At 73.6% G+C, this 17,520-nt stretch carries 18 protein-coding genes; 4 read left to right on the forward strand and 14 right to left on the reverse strand.

The annotated features are described in order from the left end of the window. The first annotated feature begins 16 nt into the window (after window positions 1-16). The gene (locus AB0J97_RS19420) at window positions 17-1,852 is read left to right on the forward strand and encodes a hypothetical protein (RefSeq protein ID WP_364090395.1); all 1,836 of its coding nucleotides are present in this window, start codon (window positions 17-19) and stop codon (window positions 1,850-1,852) included. A 31-nt stretch (window positions 1,853-1,883) separates the two neighbouring features. Here the strand turns inward: AB0J97_RS19420 and AB0J97_RS19425 are convergent, their stop codons facing one another. Further along, window positions 1,884-3,806 carry a Xaa-Pro dipeptidyl-peptidase gene (locus tag AB0J97_RS19425; RefSeq protein ID WP_364090398.1) on the reverse strand — a complete coding sequence of 641 codons (1,923 nt, stop codon included), beginning with the start codon at window positions 3,804-3,806 and terminating at the stop codon, window positions 1,884-1,886. A 76-nt stretch (window positions 3,807-3,882) separates the two neighbouring features. On the opposite strand from AB0J97_RS19425, the gene AB0J97_RS19430 reads away from it, so the two are divergent. Together AB0J97_RS19430 and AB0J97_RS19435 are read left to right on the forward strand one after the other, a co-directional pair. After that, a complete protein-coding gene (locus tag AB0J97_RS19430) occupies window positions 3,883-4,872 on the forward strand; it encodes an ADP-ribosylglycohydrolase family protein (protein WP_364090401.1) in 990 nt (329 codons plus the stop codon). A 31-nt stretch (window positions 4,873-4,903) separates the two neighbouring features. Further along, a complete protein-coding gene (locus tag AB0J97_RS19435; RefSeq protein WP_364090404.1) occupies window positions 4,904-5,563 on the forward strand; it encodes a FadR/GntR family transcriptional regulator in 660 nt (219 codons plus the stop codon). A gap of 25 nt (window positions 5,564-5,588) precedes the next feature. On the opposite strand, the gene AB0J97_RS19440 is transcribed toward AB0J97_RS19435, so the two are convergent. The 10 genes from AB0J97_RS19440 to AB0J97_RS19485 form a co-directional block, all read right to left on the reverse strand. Beyond that, the gene (locus tag AB0J97_RS19440; protein WP_364090407.1) at window positions 5,589-6,938 is read right to left on the reverse strand and encodes an NADH-quinone oxidoreductase subunit N; all 1,350 of its coding nucleotides are present in this window, start codon (window positions 6,936-6,938) and stop codon (window positions 5,589-5,591) included. Beyond that, window positions 6,935-8,398, reverse strand: coding sequence for an NADH-quinone oxidoreductase subunit M (locus tag AB0J97_RS19445; RefSeq protein WP_364090410.1), 1,464 nt, complete (start codon window positions 8,396-8,398; stop codon window positions 6,935-6,937). Before AB0J97_RS19445 ends, AB0J97_RS19440 begins: the two co-directional genes overlap by 4 nt. A 3-nt stretch (window positions 8,399-8,401) precedes the next feature. Continuing rightward, window positions 8,402-10,273, reverse strand: a complete 1,872-nt coding sequence (locus AB0J97_RS19450) for a proton-conducting transporter membrane subunit (protein WP_364090413.1) — start codon at window positions 10,271-10,273, stop codon at window positions 8,402-8,404. Next, on the reverse strand, window positions 10,270-10,575 hold the full coding sequence (nuoK, locus tag AB0J97_RS19455; protein WP_357698325.1) for an NADH-quinone oxidoreductase subunit NuoK: 306 nt from the start codon (window positions 10,573-10,575) through the stop codon (window positions 10,270-10,272). Before nuoK ends, AB0J97_RS19450 begins: the two co-directional genes overlap by 4 nt. After that, entirely contained in the window at window positions 10,572-11,069 is a 498-nt protein-coding gene (locus AB0J97_RS19460; RefSeq protein WP_364090416.1) for an NADH-quinone oxidoreductase subunit J, read from the reverse strand. The genes nuoK and AB0J97_RS19460 overlap by 4 nt, the downstream gene beginning before the upstream one ends. Beyond that, window positions 11,066-11,959, reverse strand: a complete 894-nt coding sequence (locus tag AB0J97_RS19465; RefSeq protein WP_364090419.1) for an NADH-quinone oxidoreductase subunit H — start codon at window positions 11,957-11,959, stop codon at window positions 11,066-11,068. Before AB0J97_RS19465 ends, AB0J97_RS19460 begins: the two co-directional genes overlap by 4 nt. A 31-nt stretch (window positions 11,960-11,990) precedes the next feature. Continuing rightward, complete coding sequence (locus AB0J97_RS19470; protein ID WP_364090422.1) at window positions 11,991-12,857, reverse strand: hypothetical protein; 867 nt, start codon at window positions 12,855-12,857, stop codon at window positions 11,991-11,993. A 266-nt stretch (window positions 12,858-13,123) separates the two neighbouring features. Beyond that, entirely contained in the window at window positions 13,124-13,462 is a 339-nt protein-coding gene (locus tag AB0J97_RS19475) for an NADH-quinone oxidoreductase subunit A (protein WP_364090425.1), read from the reverse strand. A gap of 197 nt (window positions 13,463-13,659) precedes the next feature. Next, a complete protein-coding gene (locus AB0J97_RS19480) occupies window positions 13,660-14,538 on the reverse strand; it encodes a hypothetical protein (RefSeq protein WP_364090428.1) in 879 nt (292 codons plus the stop codon). A gap of 78 nt (window positions 14,539-14,616) precedes the next feature. Then, a complete protein-coding gene (locus AB0J97_RS19485) occupies window positions 14,617-15,198 on the reverse strand; it encodes an alpha/beta hydrolase (protein ID WP_364090431.1) in 582 nt (193 codons plus the stop codon). Window positions 15,199-15,255: 57 nt separating this feature from the next. Between AB0J97_RS19485 and AB0J97_RS19490 the strand changes: the two genes are divergently transcribed. Beyond that, the gene (locus AB0J97_RS19490; RefSeq protein ID WP_364090434.1) at window positions 15,256-15,498 is read left to right on the forward strand and encodes a hypothetical protein; all 243 of its coding nucleotides are present in this window, start codon (window positions 15,256-15,258) and stop codon (window positions 15,496-15,498) included. Between the two features lie 238 nt (window positions 15,499-15,736). Here AB0J97_RS19490 and AB0J97_RS19495 read toward each other — a convergent pair whose 3' ends face one another. The 3 genes from AB0J97_RS19495 to AB0J97_RS19505 all read right to left on the reverse strand — a co-directional run bounded on the left by AB0J97_RS19495 (window position 15,737) and on the right by AB0J97_RS19505 (window position 17,348). Further along, entirely contained in the window at window positions 15,737-16,378 is a 642-nt protein-coding gene (locus AB0J97_RS19495) for a class I SAM-dependent methyltransferase (protein WP_357698339.1), read from the reverse strand. A 42-nt stretch (window positions 16,379-16,420) separates the two neighbouring features. Next, complete coding sequence (locus AB0J97_RS19500; protein WP_352322745.1) at window positions 16,421-16,702, reverse strand: metal-sensitive transcriptional regulator; 282 nt, start codon at window positions 16,700-16,702, stop codon at window positions 16,421-16,423. 70 nt (window positions 16,703-16,772) lie between these two features. After that, the gene (locus AB0J97_RS19505; RefSeq protein ID WP_357698341.1) at window positions 16,773-17,348 is read right to left on the reverse strand and encodes a nuclear transport factor 2 family protein; all 576 of its coding nucleotides are present in this window, start codon (window positions 17,346-17,348) and stop codon (window positions 16,773-16,775) included. Window positions 17,349-17,520: the final 172 nt, after the last annotated feature.

A 17,520-nucleotide genomic window follows, 5' to 3' on the forward strand; every position in this document is an offset into this window, starting at 1 on the left:
GGAGGTGTGACACCGCATGTGGCGAACGCTCTCGGACGAAGCGCGCCAGTCCATCCGCGAGCTGTGCGACACGCACGGCTCCGGCCTCTACGACTACTGCCGCACCGAGCTGGCCGCGGGCGACGCCGAGCAGGCGGTCGCGGGCGCGCTGGTGTCCGCCCACCTCTACGCGGGCCGGCTGCCCGACCCCGCCCTGCACCGGCCCTGGCTCTACGCCCTGGCCCGCGCCCATCGCGCGTTCGTGGCCAAGCCGGCCAGCATCGGCTCGTGGTCGCGTCCCGGCCGGATGTCGGAGCTGCTGCCCGAGGCGCTGCTCTCCCTCGACCGGCCGCTGCGCGAGCTGCTCGACCTGTCCTTGCGCCACGGCCTGTCCGACGCCGAGCTGGCCACCGTCTTCAGCCTGACCCGGGACGAGGTCCGGGCCGTCGTGACGCGGGCGTCCGACGGGCTGGAGGGCTGGTTCGCCGCGATCATCGCCGCGCGCGGCCGTACGGGATGTCCTGATCTGACCACGCGGGTGGCGGCCTGGGTCACCTCGCCGGGGCGGCGGGCCCGCGCCCGGATCAGCCGTCACATCCAGGGCTGCGCCGCCTGCCGGGCCGCGCCCCGCACCATGTCGGCCGCCACGCTGCTGCGCCGGCTGCCGATCGCGGCGCTGCCCGGCACACTGCCCACCCGGCTCGCCTCGGCGCAGCCGCTGCCCGCCGACGCACCTTTCTGGCGGGCTGACGGCTTCCCCGTGCAGGCACGCACCCTGGTGGAGCCCCTCGGGGCCCCGCCGGGCGTGGAGGCAACGCCGATGACCCCGGTCGCCGACCCCACGACGGCGACACCGGGAAAGCCCTGGTCGGCGGCGGGCGCGGCCGCCGCCGACCAGGAGCCTCCGGGACCGGCGGCGCGCGGGCGGCACCCGTTCACCCCGACGAGCCGCACCCGGCCCTTCCGCGGCTCGCCGGGCGACAAACTCGTCTACGGCGACCGCGCCGAAGGCGGCCTGAGCGGCACCGTCGTCAACGGCACGGCCAACGGCAACGCCGTCGGTGGCCCCATCGGTGGAGCTGCCGGTGGAGCTGCCGGTGAGAGCGGCGGCGACGGCGCCGCCGCCCCGCCCGGCGCCATGATCATCCGGTACGGCGGCATCGGCTGGAACGGCGAGCCCGGCGCCCTCGACCGGCTCGACGGCGAGGCGCCCTGGCAGGAGTTCTGGCGCGAGCAGCCCGAGGAGCCCGAGCAGGAGGCCGAGGCCCCGATCCGCGCGGTGGCCAGGCTCGGCCTGCTCCTGGGCGTCGGCCTGCTGGTGGTGGGCCTGGTCTGGGCCGTGCTCAACGCCCGCGCCCACCCCGCGACGACGGTCACCAGGACGGCGGCGCAGTCGAGCCTCCCGGCCGAGACGCCCACGCGCTGGACGGCCGCGATCGGCCCGGCCGCCGGCTCCGGCCTGTCGTCCCAGGACAGGAAGGTCGAACTGCCGAAACCGGACCCGCCCACGGCCCGGGTGTCCCCCCGGTCGGTCTCGCTGGGGTCCGGGCGCGCCGGGTCGTTCTCCCTGTCGTGCACCGGGACCTGCCGCGTCGTCTCGGCCACCGGCACGCGCGGCATCGTCGTGGACGGCACGACGTTCCGGGTCACGGACCCGCGGTCGCGGCCCGGCTGCCCCGGAGGGCCCGACGTGCGGCGCGGCCGGATCACCATCGTCTGGACGGCCCGCGCCACCGGCGACGGCCTGCGCACCGGCGGCACGGCGACCGCCGGCGGCACGCTCACCCTGCCGGTGAGCTGGACGATCGCCAGGGACAAGGGCGTACGGCGGCTGGACGCCGAGCGCGGCGTCCACTGGAGCAACTGCCGATGAGGCCCCGGACGCGCCGGGGCCTCACGCGCGGCTAGAAGAACTGGAACCCGGGCTCGGGCTCCGGCAGGTCGAGCTGCCGCGGTCCCCTGAACGTGGCGCCGTCCTTGGGCACGTCGGTCAGCGGCGTCCCGAGCACGAACGGCACGGCCACGCTGCTGCCGGCCAGGTCGACGGTGACGGTCGCGCCGGTGCCCTCCTCACTGGTGTAGGTGGTGTCGGTCCCGGCCAGCACCAGGCCGATCCGGTGCCCCTTCCTGAACGTGTAGTCCTGCGGCAGCGTCAGCCACTTGACCGTCCCGTACGTGCCGACGGGCAGCGGCCGGGCCTGGCTGAGCGAGTCGCGGTTCTGGACGTCGATCCAGCCGCGGGCGACGATCTCCAGCGGGCGGGTGGCCACGTTCGTGGTCACCTTCTTGTAGCAGGCGTCGTCGGCCGCGGTGCTCTCGCCGTGGCAATCCTCCTCGGTGAGCGTGGTGACGCCCTGGCCGCGCCGCCAGTCGACGCGGGTGTCCTCGCCGAAGTCGACGAGCAGGGCGGTCAGGTTGGCGGTGGGCTTGTCGAGCTTGACCCGCAGGTCGGCGGTGGGGACGCCGGACAGGCGCAGGTCGAGCGGGAGCGCTCCGGTGGTGAAGGCCGCGCGGCCCGGCTGCGCCGTGCCGACGTCGGCCACCATCTCGTTCTCGCTCAGCGCGAGGTCGGTGAAGGTGGCGGTGCTGTTCCCGCGGGCCTTGAGCAGGCCGAGCGAGCCGTCGGCGGCGGGCCGCAGCACGGCCTTGAGCGCGTACGGGGCCGGCCAGTCGCGCTGGGTGGTCCACTGCGCCGGGCCGAGCTGCACGTCGGCGCGGGGCTCGTTCGTGATCCCGTTGCGGACGCCGTGCAGCCAGTAGTCGAACCAGCGGTGCAGGGTGTCCACCCACAGGTCCCTGCGGCCCTCGAAGTCGAACGGGTCCACGTGCTGGTACTGGCCGACCCAGATCTTGCGCGGCACGTTCCGCTGGGCCAGGGCCTGCCACCAGGCGGAGAAGTTGTCCGGCCGGACGTTGAGGTCGTTGACGGTGTGCACGACGAAGACGCTGGCCTTGACCTTGGAGGCGTCGCCGAGCAGGCCCTTGAGGTAGTCGCGTTCGTTCCAGAAGGCGTTGTAGTCACCGGTGTCGTCGCCGTCCTCGGCGTCCATGCGGTCGCGGACGGCCTGGCACTTGGCCTCGGGGTCGGTGTCGACGTAGTTCGTCAGCCAGGAGGCGTAGTCGTAGTTGTAGACCACGCCGTTCGAGCGCTGGTACTTGTACCAGGAGCTGATGGCCGAGATGGGGACGATCGTCTTCAGGCCCTCGACGCCGGTGGCAGCCACGGCGTTGGCGAGCGTACCGTCGTACGACTTGCCGATCATGGCGGCCTTGCCGGTGGTCCAGTCGGCCACGGCCGGGGTGCCGTCGGCCCTGGTCGCCTTGGCGCGGCCGTTCAGCCAGTCGATGACCGCCTTGCCGCCCAGTACGTCGGCCTTGCCGCCCATGTCGGGGCAGCCGTCGGACCTGGTGGTGCCGAGCATGTCCACGTTGAGGACGGCGTAGCCGCGCGGGACGAAGTAGTTGTCGTAGAACAGGGGGAATTTCGTGACGTTGCCGGAGGCGTCGTACTGCTTGCGCTCCCCCTCGTTCCCGCGCCCGGAGTTGTCGTAGTACGGACTCTCGTCGATGATCACGGGCACCTTGAGGCCCGGACCGGACTCCTTGGGACGGATGATGTCCACCCTGACCCTGTCGAGCGCGCCGTCGAGGTCGCTGTCCACGGTGGACTCGACGTACACGTGCTCGCGGACGGCGTCGGCGTAGGAGAAGACCGGCTGCGTCCGGCCGTCCTTGACGGTGATCGTGGGTCCGGCAGCGGCTTGTGCCGGGGTCGCGATCGCCAGAGTGAGGGCGACCGCGAAGAGGGCCGGGCGTAATTGTGGCACGCGTGACCTCCGTGACAAGTGTCTAGATTTCCCCCGCAATCTCTCACCCGCCCCCAAAGCTGACAAGATCCCAGCTATGGACGTACAGGACCGGATCCGGGGCTGCCTGCTCGGCGGCGCGATCGGCGACGCGCTCGGGGCGCCCATCGAGTTCGAGTCGCTGCGGGAGATCCGCCGGCATCACGGCCAGGACGGCATCACCGGATATGTCGCCACCTGGCGGGGCACGAGCGCGCTCGTCACCGACGACACCCAGATGACCCTCTTCACCGTCGAGGCGCTGACCCGCGATCCGACGCCCGGCGGGGTGCGGCAGGCGTACCTGCGCTGGCTCGACACCCAGGAGCACCGGGCGCCCCCGCCCGGCGACCGTCCCCACCGGACCGGCGCGCTGCGCGAGGAGGGCTGGCTGTACTCGCGGCGGGCCCCGGGCAACGCCTGCCTGTCCGGGCTGCGCCGGCCCTTCCCCGGCCCGTCGCCGTTGGGCACACCCGGCCCGGTGAACCCCGGCTCCAAGGGCTGCGGCACGGTCATGCGCTCGGCGCCGTTCGGCCTGCTCGCGCCGTACGACGCGGGCGCCGCGTTCGAGCTGGCGGCGGTCTGCGCGCAGATCACCCACGGCCACCCGACGGGCTACCTGGCCGCGGGCGCGTTCGCCGCGATCGTCGCCCGCGTGATGACCGGCGAGCCCCTGGAGGACGCCGTCCACCACGCCCTCGGCCTGCTGGCCGGTCGGCCGCGGCACGAGGAGACGTCCGGCGCCCTGCGCGCGGCGCTCGACCTGGCCGCGTCCGGCCCGCACTCCCCCGAGCGGGTCGAGTCGCTGGGCGGCGCCTGGGTGGCCGAGGAGGCGCTGGCCATCGGCGTCTACTGCGCCCTGGCCGAGCCGTCGCCCGAGCGGGCGCTGCTGCTGTCGGTCAACCACTCGGGCGACAGCGACTCCACCGGCTCGGTCTGCGGCAACCTGGTGGGCGCCGTGCGCGGCGCGGCGGCGCTGCCGGCCGCCTGGCTGACACCGCTGGAGGGACGCGAGACGATCGAGCGGCTGGCCGCCGCCCTCCTCTAGGCTGGAGGCCCACCGGGACGGAAGGGATCGCATGCGTAACGTCGCGCGGACCTCCCTCGTCGACTCCGCCATCGAGGAGCTGCGCAGGGAGATCGGCAGCGGGGCGTGGCCGGTCGGGACGAAGATCCCGTCCGAGAGCCGGCTCGCCGAGAGCCTCGGCATGAGCCGGCTGTCGGTGCGCGAGGCGGTGCGGGTGCTGGCCCACGCCGGGCTGCTGCAGACCAGGCAGGGCGACGGCACGTACGTGACCGCCACCGACGAGTCGCAGGTGGCGCTGCGCCGGCGGCTAGACCGGGCGACCGCGATGGACATCATCGACGTGCGCCGCGGGCTCGACCTGGTGGCCGCCCGGCTGGCGGCGGTCAAGCGCACCGGCGACGACGTGGCCGCGATGCGCGAGGCGCTGACCCGCCGCGGGTCGGCCGCGCGCACCGGCGACCTCGACGGGTTCGCCGACGCCGACGCCGACTTCCACCTGCTGGTGGCCGACGCGGCGCACAACCCGCTGCTGGCCGACCTCTACCGCAGCATGCGCGACGCGCTGCGCGAGAGCGTCAGGGACAAGGAGCAGGCGGCGCTGGCGCCCGACCCGTCGCACGACGACCTGCTGGAGGCGATCGAGGCGGGCGACGCGGCCAGGGCGGTCGAGGTCGCGGTCGCCATCCTCGACGTCCAGGAGAGCGACCTGTGACCCGCGCGCCCGTCGCAGCGGACGGTCAGCGGGCGATCAGCACGGCGAGCCCGGCGGCCGGGCCCAGCAGGATCGAGGCGGCGGCGCACACCTGCGCGACCGGGCTCGGCACGGCGGGCCGCGCCGGGCCCTCCGCGGCGAAGACCGGGCGGATCCAGCGCAGGTAGTAGAAGAGGCTGGCGACCGTGTTGGCGGCGGCGACCACCGCGAGCCAGGCGTACCCGCCGTCCCAGGCCGCCGCGAACATCAGCAGCTTCCCGGCGAACACGGCGGTCGGCGGCGTCCCGACCAGCCCCAGCAGGCAGACCACCAGCGCGAACGCCGTCCACGGCGACCGCCGGCCGAGCCCCGCGTAGTCCCGCAGCCGCTCGGCCCCGGTGGCGACCACGACGGCGAACGCGCCCAGGTTCGTCACCGCGTAGGCGGCCAGGTAGAACAGCAGCGCGGGCGCGGCCAGGCCGGTGCGTCCCGCCACCGCGACCGGGACCAGCAGGTAACCGGCCTGGCTCACCGTCGAGTACGCCAGCAGCCGCCGTACGTTCTCCTGCTGGAAGGCGGCCAGGTTGCCCAGCGTCATCGTGCCGGCGGCCAGCACGGCGAGCAGCGCGGGCTCGTCCAGCACCGTCGTCGCCAGCCGGTACAGCGCCACCAGCGCCCCGATCTTGGGCACCGTGGTGACGAACGCCGCCACCGGCGCCGACGTGCCCTCGGTGACGTCGGGCACCCAGAAGTGCGCGGGCGCTCCCCCGGCCTTGAACAGCGGCCCGGCCAGCAGCAGCACCGCGCCCACGGCCGGGGCCCGCGCGGCGGGGTAGGCGGTGGCGCCGGACCAGCCGTACACGAGGGTGACCCCGGCCAGCATGAGCACGCCGAGGAAGGCGCCCATCAGGTAGTACTTGAGCGCCGCCTCCGTGCCGGACGCGTCCTTGGCGAAGCCCGCCAGCGCGTACGCCGGGATGCTCGCCAGCAGGTACGCCGCCACGAGCACGAGCAGGTCGTCGGCCCCCGCCATGAGGACGGACCCCAGCGCGGCCAGCACCATCAGCGTGTACAGCTCGGTCTCCCTGCTGTTCCCCCTGGCCCGTCCGGTGGCGAGCCACACGCTGAGCAGGGTGGCCAGGCAGACGGTCAGGCGGGCCGCGCCGGTCGGCGGATCGACGGCGTAGGCGTCGAAGGCGAGGGCGGCGGGGCGGCGCAGGGCGTCGGCGCTCGCCGCGATGGCCCCGGCGAGCGCCGCCATGCAGATCCAGGCGGCCACGCGCTGCCGGTGGCGCGGCACGAACAGCCCCGCGACCAGCGCCGCCACGGCTCCCGCCAGCATCAGGACCTCCGGCAGCAGGCCGGTGACCGCCGCGCCGCCATGGGGTGCGGTCATCGGCCCGCCAGGGCGACGACGGCGCGGGCGGCGGGCTCGATCAGGTCGAGCAGCGGGCGCGGGGCCAGGCCGATGAGCAGCGACAGGACGAGCAGCGGGGCGATCGCGGCCAGCTCGCGCGGCCGCACGTCGGTGACCCGCGGCGTCAGCTCGCCCGGCTCGCCGAGGAACGCGCGTTGCAGCACCCGCAGGAACAGCGCCGCGGTGATCAGGATGCCGACGACGGACAGCGCGCCCGCGACCACGGCCCCCGAGCCGATCACCCCGGTGAAGATCTGGAACTCCGCGATGAACCCGGACAGTCCCGGAAGCCCGAGCGAGGCGAACGCCGCCACCGCCGTGAGCCAGGCCAGCACGGGGGCCCGTCCGGCGATGCCGCCGTACCGGCCGAGGGCGTAGCCGCCCGCGCGGTCCCACAGCACGCCGGTGATCAGGAACAGCGCGCCGGTGACCAGGCCGTGGCTGACCATCTGGGTGACCGCGCCGGTGACCGCCAGCTCCTTGGCCCGCGCCGGCCCGCCGGCCAGCCCGGCGGCGCCCAGGGCGAGGACGACGTAGCCCATGTGGTTGACCGAGGTGTAGGCGATCAGCCGTTTGAGGTTCTCCTGGGCGAGCGCGACCAGGGCGCCGTACAGGACGCTGACCAGGCCGATCAGGATGACCAGCCAGGCGTACGAGCGCCACGGGCCGGGCAGCAGCGGCACGGCGATGCGGGCCAGCCCGTACGTGCCCATCTTGAGCAGCACCCCGGCGAGGATGGCCGAGCCCGCGGCCGGGGCGTCGGTGTGCGCGGGCGGCAGCCAGGTGTGCACGGGCACGACCGGCGTCTTGACCCCCAGGCCGATCCCGATCGCGAGCAGCACCGCCGCGCCCGCGTCCGGCGGGCGGCGGGTGAGGTCGGCAAGGTCGAAGGTGTGCGGGTCGGCGGCCAGGTACAGGCCGATGAACCCGAGCAGCAGCGCCAGCGAGCCCAGGAACGTGTAGAGGAAGAACGTCAGCGCGGACCTGGCCCGGTCGCCGTGCCCCCAGCCGACGATCACGAAGTACATGCCGACGATGGACAGGTCGAAGAAGACGAAGAACAGCAGCAGGTCGAGCGCCGCGAACAGCCCGGTCGAGACGGTCTGGAGGAACAGGAACAGCGCCGCGTACGCCTTGGGCCTGGTGGGCTCGCGCAGCGACTGGACGGCGCAGAGCAGGAACAGCACCGCGGTCATGGCGATCAGCGGGAGCGACAGGCCGTCCACGCCGACGTGGTAGCCGGCGCCCGCCGTGGGGATCCAGCGCACCCTGGTCTCGTACGCCAGGCCGCCTCCGTACCCGGTCCACAGGGTGATGACCAGGGCCAGGTCGGCGGCGGAGGCGGCCAGCCAGATCCGGCCGGCCGCGCGCGCGGTGACGCCCGGCAGGACGAGCAGGGCGGCGGCGGCCAGCGGCAGGAACACGACGACGTTGAGCACGCCTCACCTCACGATCGCGAACACGACGGCCAGAACGACGAGGGCGACGACGGCCTGGGCGAAGTAGGTGTGGACCTGCCCGGTCTGAGGGCGTCTGGCCAGCCCGCCGAGGCGTCGTACGGCGCCGCCGGCCCGCCGTACGAGGTCGTCCAGCCCTGCCTCGAACGGGCTCCCGGCCAGCCGCGCGGCCCCCAGCCCCGCCCGCGCGACGGCCTCGACCGCACCCTGCACGACCCGCTCGTCGAACCACGCCACCCACCGCGCCGCCCCCAGCAGCGGCCCCCACACCACACCCCGCGCCACCCTCTCCAACCCCAGCCACCGCCCGAACACCCCGCCCGCGTACGGAAACGCGGACGTCCCGGGCCGCACCGCGATCGCGGCGGTCACCAGGGCGAGCGCCGGGATCCCGGACAGGGCCAGCTCACCCGCGGTGAGGCCGGGCGCGCCCGGATCTCCGACCAGCCGGGACCACCAGCCGTGCACCGCGGGCAGCCCGACCACCCCGAACCCGGCCGCCACCAGGGCGAGCACCGGCAGCGGCAGCAGCTCCGCCCCCGCCACCCCACCCGAGGCCCGCCGCTCGGCCCCGGCCCCGGTCCCGGTCCCTGCCCCGGCCCCGGCCCCGGTCGCGGTCCCGGTCGCGGTCGCCGTGTCGGCGGGTCGCCAGACCTCGGCCAGCGCCTTCCCCGCGTACAGGGCGGCCACCAACCCCGCCGCGAACGCCACCACGCGCAGGCCCGGCTGCCCGACCCCGGCGAGGACGGCGTCCTTCGTCACCCACAACGACAGCGGCGGCACCCCCGCCAAGACCGCCGCCCCCACCGCGAACACCACCCCCACCAGCGGGAACCGCCGCGCCGCGCCGTGCAGCCCGGCCAGGTCCTTGGTGCCGAGCGCCGCCAGCCAGGCCCCCGCCGCGAGGAACAGCAGGCTCTTGACCGCCGCGTGCGCGACCAGGTGGGCCGCCCCGCCCGACACCGCCGACACCCCGGCCGCCAGCACCATGAACCCGACCTGCGCGCACGTCGAGGCGGCCAGGAGCTGCTTGAGGTCCCGCTGCGCCACCGCCACCAGCCCGAGCAGCAGCGCCGTCACGGCCCCCGTCCAGGCCACCACCGCCGCCGCCCAGCCGGTGACCGCGAGCAGGGCGTGCAGCCGCATCAGCAGGTACGCCCCCGCCACCACCATGGTCGCCGCGTGCAGGAAGGCCGAGACCGGGCTCGGGCCCACCATCGCCCGCGACAACCAGAACGCGAACGGCCCCTGCGCCGACTTGCCCAGCGCCGCCAGCACGACCCCGCCCGCCACCAGGTCGCGCCACGGCGGCGGCAGCCCCGGCAGCCCGGCGAGCGCCAGCCCGCCGCCGCCGGCCAGCGCCGCGCCGGAGGCGACGTACAGGCCCAGGTCGCCGGCCCGGGTGGTGACGAAGGCGACGGCGCCGGACCGTACGTGCTCCCGGTCGCGCCACCGGTAGCCGATCAGCGCGTACGACATCGCCCCCATGACCTCCCAGCCCATCAGCAGCAGGACGAGGTCCGTCGCGGTCACCGTCGCCAGCATCGCGCCCAGGAAGATCAGCATGAGCCCGTGGAAGCGCCCCGACCGCCGTTCCCCGGCCGCGAACACCAGCACGGCCAGCCCGACCGCCGCCACGGTGACCACCATGACCGCCGAGAGCCCGTCCACGGCCAGCCCTTCGCCGAAGATCAACCGGGCCGTCGCCGAGGGCCTGGTCACCGCCGCGTGCACGGCCAGCCCGAGCGTCGCGGCGGCCGTGGCGACGGACAGGGCGGGGGCGGCGCGGCGTACCGGGATCAGGAGCGCGCCGGCGGTGGCGGGCAGCGCGGGCAGCAGCCACAGGGACGGGCTCATCCTTTGAGGTCTCCCGCGGCGTCGGTCATGTCCACGTCGCGGGCGCGGAAGACGGCCGTGGTGACCGCGAAGCCCATCGCCATCTCCAGCGCCATCACGGTGACCGCCACCAGGACGAGGACCTGGCCGTCCGCGGCTGCCGGGGCGACGTGGTACCAGAAGGCGCCGCCGGCCGCGATCAGGCCGTTGATCATGAGTTCGAGGCCCATCATGAGCATGACGATCGACTGCTGGGACAGGACGCCGTACAGGCCGACGGAGAACAGGGCGGCGGCCAGCAGCAGGAAGGCCTGGAGCGTCACCGGTCGTACCGTCCCCGGTGGGTGGCCAGCAGCACGGCCGAGATCATCGTCGCCAGGATGGACACCCCGACGACCATCATGACCAGCATCTTCGGCCCCATCAGGGACAGGCCGAGCGCGTGCGTGGGGTCGGCCGGCGGCCGTCCGCGCCGGCTCGGCGGGGCCGCGAGCAGCGCCCCGGCCGCCAGCAGGACGAACACCGTCCCGGCGATGGCCGCCGCGCCCCGCCGGTTGTGCACCATCTTCATCGGCATGAGCCCGGCCGGGTTCATCATGTACATGATCATGAAGATGGCCATGACCAGCATCTCCATGACCATCATGAGGACGACCAGCACCCCCAGGTACTCCAGGTCGATCAGCAGCAGCGTCCCGCCCACGGCCAGCAAGGAGACCAGCAGCGCGAACGTCGCCCGCGCCATCGAGTCCACCACGAACACCGCCACCCCACCCGCCACCGCGACGACCGCCAGCCCCCAGAACGCCCCGCTCACGGCAGCACCGCCATCGCGACGACCAGCAGTTGCAGGAGCGTGAGCGGGATCAGCACCACCCACGAGAACTGCACGAACCGATCCATCCGCACAACCGGCACCCGATGCCTGACCACCACCAGCACGGCCAGCACCGCCACGGTCTTGAGCAGCCCCCAGCCCCAGCCGGGCAGCACGGGCCCCGCCGCGCCCCCGAGGAACAACGGCACCGCCCCGGCCGCCGCCACGACCAGCAGCGCGTACCGTCCGGCCAGGAAGACCAGCCGGTCCGGCCCGCCCAGCTCGCCCGGCACGCCGCCGCACACGTCCCGGCCGACCGGCTGCCCCATCGGCCCCCAGAACGCCATCGCCACCGCCGAGACGAGATAGACCACGAACGCGACCGGCATCCACACCACGAACCACAACCCCCGCTGCGCCGCCACGACGTCCGCGAACCGCAACGACCCCGCCCCCACGCCCGCGGTGATCAGCACGAACATGTGCGGCAGCTCGTACGCCATGCCCTGGGCCAGGAACCGGTAGCCGCCGACCAGCGGCCACACGGCGTTGACCCCCCATCCGACCAGCCACAGAGCCCCCCAGACGCACACCTCCATGGCGTTGAACCACACCACCCCCGCGCCCATGTCCAGCACCGGCGCACCCCCGACCGGCAGGACGACGGCGGCCAGCAACGCGGCCAGCGGCAACACCACGACCCCGGCCCGGGTGAGCAGGACGTCGGCCCGATCCGTCCGCCGCCGCTGCTGCACCACCAACCGCGCCCCCTCCCTGAACGGCGCCCCCGCCACCCCCCGGCCCCCCCGGGCCCCACCGAGCGCCGCGTCAAAGGCCGCCGCCCCCCACACCAACACCGCCATCCCCAAGGCCATCACCCCCGCTGCCATCAGCACCCCTTCGCCGGCTGCCCGCCCGGACTCACCCGTCCCGCGTTCCGGCCTCCGCCCCCGCTGGAAGTCGGTCGAGGTCCGGATCGAGACCGGCCACGATCAGCCGTGCCACGGCGAGCTCGGCACCGACCAGAAGACCCGGCAACAACGCCAGCACCTCACCCACCGACCCCCTCCCGCCGCCGAAGGCCCCGACGCTCCCTTCGCGCCCACCCCACTCCCTCACCACCCTGGAACCCCCGTCACGCTCACCCACCTCCCCGGGCTCCGCCACCCCGACCATGGCTTCGATCTCGTCGAGCCACCGGTGCAGGCGATCCAGGGCGTCCCCCTGAAGCTGTCTCGGGGCGTCGGGGCCGATCTGGCCCGCGCCGCGCAGCATCCACCGCAGCACCCACGACCGACGCACCCGCCGCGTGAACCGGACGCACCGACGCCTGTCCCCGTCATCGACGGCGCCCGCGAGCAGGCGATCCCTCAGACGACGGGCCTCTCTCGCGGCGGCCGGCCACCCGGCCACGCCGAGCAGCCTGCCGAGGCTGTCCAGACGGGCCGCCGCCGTACGCCGCCGCGTCTCCTCCCGGCGCTCCCCCGGCCTCGCTTCCCAGAACGCACCCCGCGCGACCTCGGCAGGAAGGGCCCTCACCTGCGCCTCCTGGATCACATCCCCTTGCAGGACGGTCTCCACCACCAGCCCAGCAGGCCAGTCCACGAGTACGGGCCCCAACGGAACATGCAGCCGATCCAGCTTCAGCCCGTCCCGATCGGCCCCTCGCTCAGCCATGGGCGGTTCGCCCGCGCCGTCCCCGGACGAACCCGAGGCCATGTCACGGGCGTCCTCCCACTGCCCCCGCTCATCCCCCAGGACGCGAACCGCCCCGTCCAACGCGGCCACGACCTCACCACCCGAGACGTCCGGCGGCAGTCCCACCAACGCCCTCGGGACCGGAACGGCCCCCCAGACCCCCCGTACGGCCCCCGCCAGCTCCGGCCCCGGACGCCCGCACACCACCACCAAGCTCGCCTCCGCCGGAGACACAGCCACCGGCCAGCCACGACGGCCCACCTCCGCCTCCACCAGCAGCCGCGCCCACGTCCCGTACGGGGAGGCGACGACGAGCACCCGGGGCCGAAGCGCCGCCTGCCGAAGGAGCCACCCCCTCAGGCCCACCGGAACGCCCCTTCCCGCCACGCGTACAGCACCCCGACCAGCAGGAGCCCCAGGAAGGCGAACATCTCCACCACCGCCGGGACCCCCACCTCGGCCACCACGAGCGCCCACGGGTACATGAAGACCATCTCCATGTCGAAGGCCAGGAAGACCAGCGTCATGGCGTACCAGCGGACGTGGAAGCGCGAGACGGCGTGCTCCCGCGCCCGCGCCCCGGACAGGAACGGCCCCACCCGCACGACTCCCCGAGGCGACAGGACCAGGGAGGCCAGATACACCCCGGCGACCCCGGCGGCGAGCAGCGCCACGAGCCCCAGCACAGCGCCCACCGCTCTCACCTGCCGCAGAGCCCCGAAGATCAGAACAACCTGCTCATCACCGTAGCAACCGAGAACCACCTTCCCCACGACCGACATCCACCTACGAACACCCCCCTCACCAGCCCAAACACGACGGCCCCTCGGCGAGCGCGCCCGCACCCGGCGCAGCCCGCCGACCAGAGCCGGGGTCGAGGTCGAGGTCGAGGTCAGCGTCCGATGGTGAGGGTCTCCGTCGAGCCATCCGCACCGGGAGGATCCTCAGCATTCGAACCGGGACGGCGGGACCTGCCCACCGGACGAGGCAGGCGTAACGCCAAGAGCATCACCAAGGCGCCGCCCACCGCCGCCGGCAGCAGCGCGTACGCCGGAACCTCACCCCCCAGAACCCCACCGGCCGACCCCTCACGCCCCGCAGCCCCGGCGCCCGGAGCCTCCACGGACGGAACCTGCCCGGACGGAACCTGCCCGGACGGAACCTGCGCGGACGGGCCCCCGGTGGTCGCGCTTCCTTCGGTCTCCGCCTCGCCCCTCGTCAACACGGGCGCGGTCTTGCCCGCAGGGAACCCCGGTGGCCGGACCGCGCCCCAAGGGTCCTCCCCTCCCCCGCCGAACGTCGCCACCCTGTCCGGCGGCACCGGGTCGACCACCAGCCGCCCCGGAACCGTGAGCGTCCCCACCGCATAAGGCTCGAACCAGCCCTGGACGCCCGTCACCTTCCACACCCCGTCCGGCACGACCACCGAGGTGGCGTAGTGGCCGGCCTCCGGGAGCGGGGTGCCGGGGAAGGTGACGGTCCTGCCGTCGGCACGGGTGAGGCGCAGGCCGACGGGGTCGAGCCTGCCCACGTACGGATGCGTGCCGTGCTGCAACACCCAGAACCCCACCGTGTACGGAGTCCCGCCCGCGAACTCCGTCGGCGGCGGATCGAGGTAGGTCACCGCCCATCCCCCGCGTACGGACGCGAAGGCCGGAGCCTCCCACCGGACGGACGCCGCCAGAGCGGCCAGCACAACAGCCACCACGGCGACCACCCGAACCGCCGACACGACGGACAGCCGGACGGTCGGCACAACGGCCGCAACCATCAGTACGACAAGAGCTCTCGTCATCGTGCACCTCCGCACCCCATACACCGCCCGGCCCCGCCAGGTTCCACCCGCCGATCAGAGGAGCAGCTCGCCGATCGCCTCGGCCACGGCCTCCGGCTGGGACTCGGGCAGGAAGTGACCACCAGGCAGGACGAGGGTGCGCAGGTCAGGGGCCCAGGAACGCCAGACGGCCGCCGGGTCGAAGGGCAGGGCATGGCCGCCCGGGTCCTGCCAGACGGCCAGCGTGGGAGCCGCGATCAGGCGGCCCGCGGCGCGGTCGGCCTGGTCGTGGGCCACGTCGTCGAAGGCGCCGGCGCGGTAGTCGGCGCAGATCGCGCGGATGGCCGAGGGGGTGCGGCAGGCCGCCAGGTAGGCGGCGCGCACGTCGGGCGGGACCGTGCCGGGGCCGGCCGACCACAGGTCGAGGAAGTGGCCGAAGAACAGGTCGGGATCGGCCTCGATCATGCGCTCGGGCAGGCCGGGAGGCTGGGCGAGGAAGTAGAGGTGAGAGGCGAGGACCCCGGCGGCGCCGCGCAGCGACGACCACAGGTCGAGCCGGGGGATGACGTCGATCACGCCCAGCCGGGTGACGGCCTCGGGGTGGTCGTGCCGGAAACCCTGCCAGTCGGGTGCGACAATTTCCGGTACGGCGAGCACAATGGAGTCAGCACGAATCAGGGCGAGAATTCGGCGAGGGGCGAGGAGGCTTACGCCGTGTCCGCCACCGGAGGCGAATATCTGACCGCGATGCTCGACGTTCTGGTTTACGAGAACGTATTGGTGGCCTGGCGACGCGCGCCGGGCGGTTATCTGATCGTCACGCATGAGGGCGAGGAGGTCCGGCTGACCGCGCAGCAGGCCGGGATGTGGGCGCAAGGGGCGTTCGCGGTCTATCTGGCGTTGGTGGATCAGCGTCGCATCACTCCGCGCATCCCCGGCGACACCGCAGCACAATAACGCGCACAACAACAAAAGCCCATATTTCCCGATTTATCGCCAAAGCCACCGCGACGAAACCGGCCGGTCAAGCGGGTTTCCGGCACGTCCCGGAATGTGCCGCAGATTCGGGCCGGCCAGACAACCGGTCAAACCGGCTTTTGCCGCAGGTTCGGATCGGCGGGTCAAGCCGGTTTTTTGGCGCAGGTTCGGATCGGCCGGTCAAGCCGGTTTTCTGGCGCAGGTTCGGATCGGCCGGTCAAGCCGGTTTTCTGGCGCGCCCCAGAATGTGCGGCATACTCGGCGACAACGGCAACGGCCGGAAGGCGAACCGTTCGCGCTCCTCGACCACCAGCCCGCAGTCGGTCATGGCGCGCTCGGTGTCGCGGTTGAGCCGGCACCCGCCAGCCATCCGCCGCCACAGCGGCGTCACGAGATCCTGCACCAGCGCGCCGGCGGCCCGCGAGGAGCGCACGTGCTCGTAGAACCGCACCTCACCCCCGGGCCTGAGCACCCTGGACACCTCGCCGAGCGTCACCCGCTGGTCCGGCACCGAGCACAGCACCAGCGAGAGCACCACGGCGTCGAAGGAGGCGTCCTCGAACCGCAGGTCCGCATCATGCCCGGCCACGACCCGCACGGGCACCGGCGCACCGGCCGCGGCCCGGCCGGCCAGCTCGCGCAGCCGGTCCTCGGGCTCGACGGCCACCACCTCGCGCACCGTGGCCGGGTAGTGCGCGAAGTTCATCCCGTTGCCCGCACCGAGCTCCAGCACCCGGCCGCCCAGCCCGGCCAGCAGGCGCCGCCGGTGCTCGGCCGCGCCGCGCCGCTCCGACTCGGCGCTCATGCGCTCGTACGCCTGCGCGAAGCGGGGATTCTGGAACCGCGAGAGATCCTGCACGTCCCCCAAGCTAACCCGCCCCCGGGAAGGCCGCGCGGGCCGTCACGAACGGACGAGGCGGGCGATGGCGTCGGCCGCCTCCTTGACCTTGGCCTCCGCCTCGGCCCCGCCCTTGCGTGCCGCCTCGACCACACAATGCGCCATGTGCTCCTCCAGCAGCGACAGCGCGAACGACTGCAACGCGCTGGTCGTCGCCGATACCTGGGTCAGGATGTCGATGCAGTACTTGTCGTCCTCCACCATGCGCTGGATGCCCCGCGCCTGGCCCTCGATCCGGCGCAGCCGCCGGAGGTGGTCCTGCTTGCCGTCGGTGTACCCGGCCATCTCCCGGTCCTCTCGCTCGCTACACCGACCGCAACACGGTACCCCCCTACCGTATTCCGAGCGAGACCCGTCAGCCGCCCTGGTTGTTCATGAAGCGCGAGATCAGCCACTGGCTGCCCTGGTGCGTGAGCACGAAGAACTCGCGGTAGTTGGTGTCGCCCTGCTTGCTGGTCGAGCGCGCGAAGGCGTCCTGGCTCCCCATGTTGCGCGTCTCGTCGATGGTGTGCGTGGCGTTCTTCACGTCGTTGCCGTCCTGGAGCTTCTGCTGGAACACGGTGCGGATGGCCTGCGCGCCCGTGGCCGTCGCCTCCCCGTCCATGGCCACCACGGCGTCGTCGGTGAACGACTTCACGATCTGGTTCACGTCCCCGGACTTCAGGGCGTTGAAGTAGTTCTGGACGGCGGCGCGCGGCTGGGTGGCGGCCGGCGCGGTGCCCGTCGGCGTGGCGGTCTCGGTGGTGGTCTCGGTCGCGGTCGGCGACTCCATGCCGGTCTCGGTGGGCGTCATCATGGTCTCGGTCGGCGTCGCCGGGCTGGCCTCGCCCTTCATCGCCTGCGTGTTGCTCCCCGAGGAGCAGCCCGCGACCAGGACGACGGGGACGACAGCGGCCAGCAGGAGTGCCCTGCGCTGAAAAATCTTGCTCATGGCCGGGTTGATGCCCGCGCCAGTCGTCACCGAATGCCCGGTTTAGGCACTCCGCACGACCCCTTTACCTCGGGCCGGTATTACTCACGGTCACGCTTCACTGTCATTGGTGTGATCGTTCAGAGCCACGATCGTTGCCGCGCCGAGACCGGACGGGGAAGGCCCGCCTATA

It is taken from the genome of Nonomuraea sp. NPDC049607, from assembly GCF_040675375.1.
Classification (GTDB): domain Bacteria; phylum Actinomycetota; class Actinomycetes; order Streptosporangiales; family Streptosporangiaceae; genus Nonomuraea.

What these genes read in the sequence shown, in the direction of transcription:
- AB0J97_RS19420 (WP_364090395.1), top strand. Translation starts at nt 17, where the DNA reads ATGTGGCGAACGCTCTCGGACGAAGCGCGCCAGTCCATCCGCGAGCTG.
- AB0J97_RS19430 (WP_364090401.1), top strand. Translation starts at nt 3,883, where the DNA reads ATGGACGTACAGGACCGGATCCGGGGCTGCCTGCTCGGCGGCGCGATC.
- AB0J97_RS19435 (WP_364090404.1), top strand. Translation starts at nt 4,904, where the DNA reads ATGCGTAACGTCGCGCGGACCTCCCTCGTCGACTCCGCCATCGAGGAG.
- AB0J97_RS19440 (WP_364090407.1), bottom strand. Translation starts at nt 6,938, where the DNA reads ATGACCGCACCCCATGGCGGCGCGGCGGTCACCGGCCTGCTGCCGGAG.
- AB0J97_RS19450 (WP_364090413.1), bottom strand. Translation starts at nt 10,273, where the DNA reads ATGAGCCCGTCCCTGTGGCTGCTGCCCGCGCTGCCCGCCACCGCCGGC.
- AB0J97_RS19465 (WP_364090419.1), bottom strand. Translation starts at nt 11,959, where the DNA reads ATGGCAGCGGGGGTGATGGCCTTGGGGATGGCGGTGTTGGTGTGGGGG.
- AB0J97_RS19480 (WP_364090428.1), bottom strand. Translation starts at nt 14,538, where the DNA reads ATGGTTGCGGCCGTTGTGCCGACCGTCCGGCTGTCCGTCGTGTCGGCG.
- AB0J97_RS19500 (WP_352322745.1), bottom strand. Translation starts at nt 16,702, where the DNA reads ATGGCCGGGTACACCGACGGCAAGCAGGACCACCTCCGGCGGCTGCGC.
- AB0J97_RS19505 (WP_357698341.1), bottom strand. Translation starts at nt 17,348, where the DNA reads ATGAGCAAGATTTTTCAGCGCAGGGCACTCCTGCTGGCCGCTGTCGTC.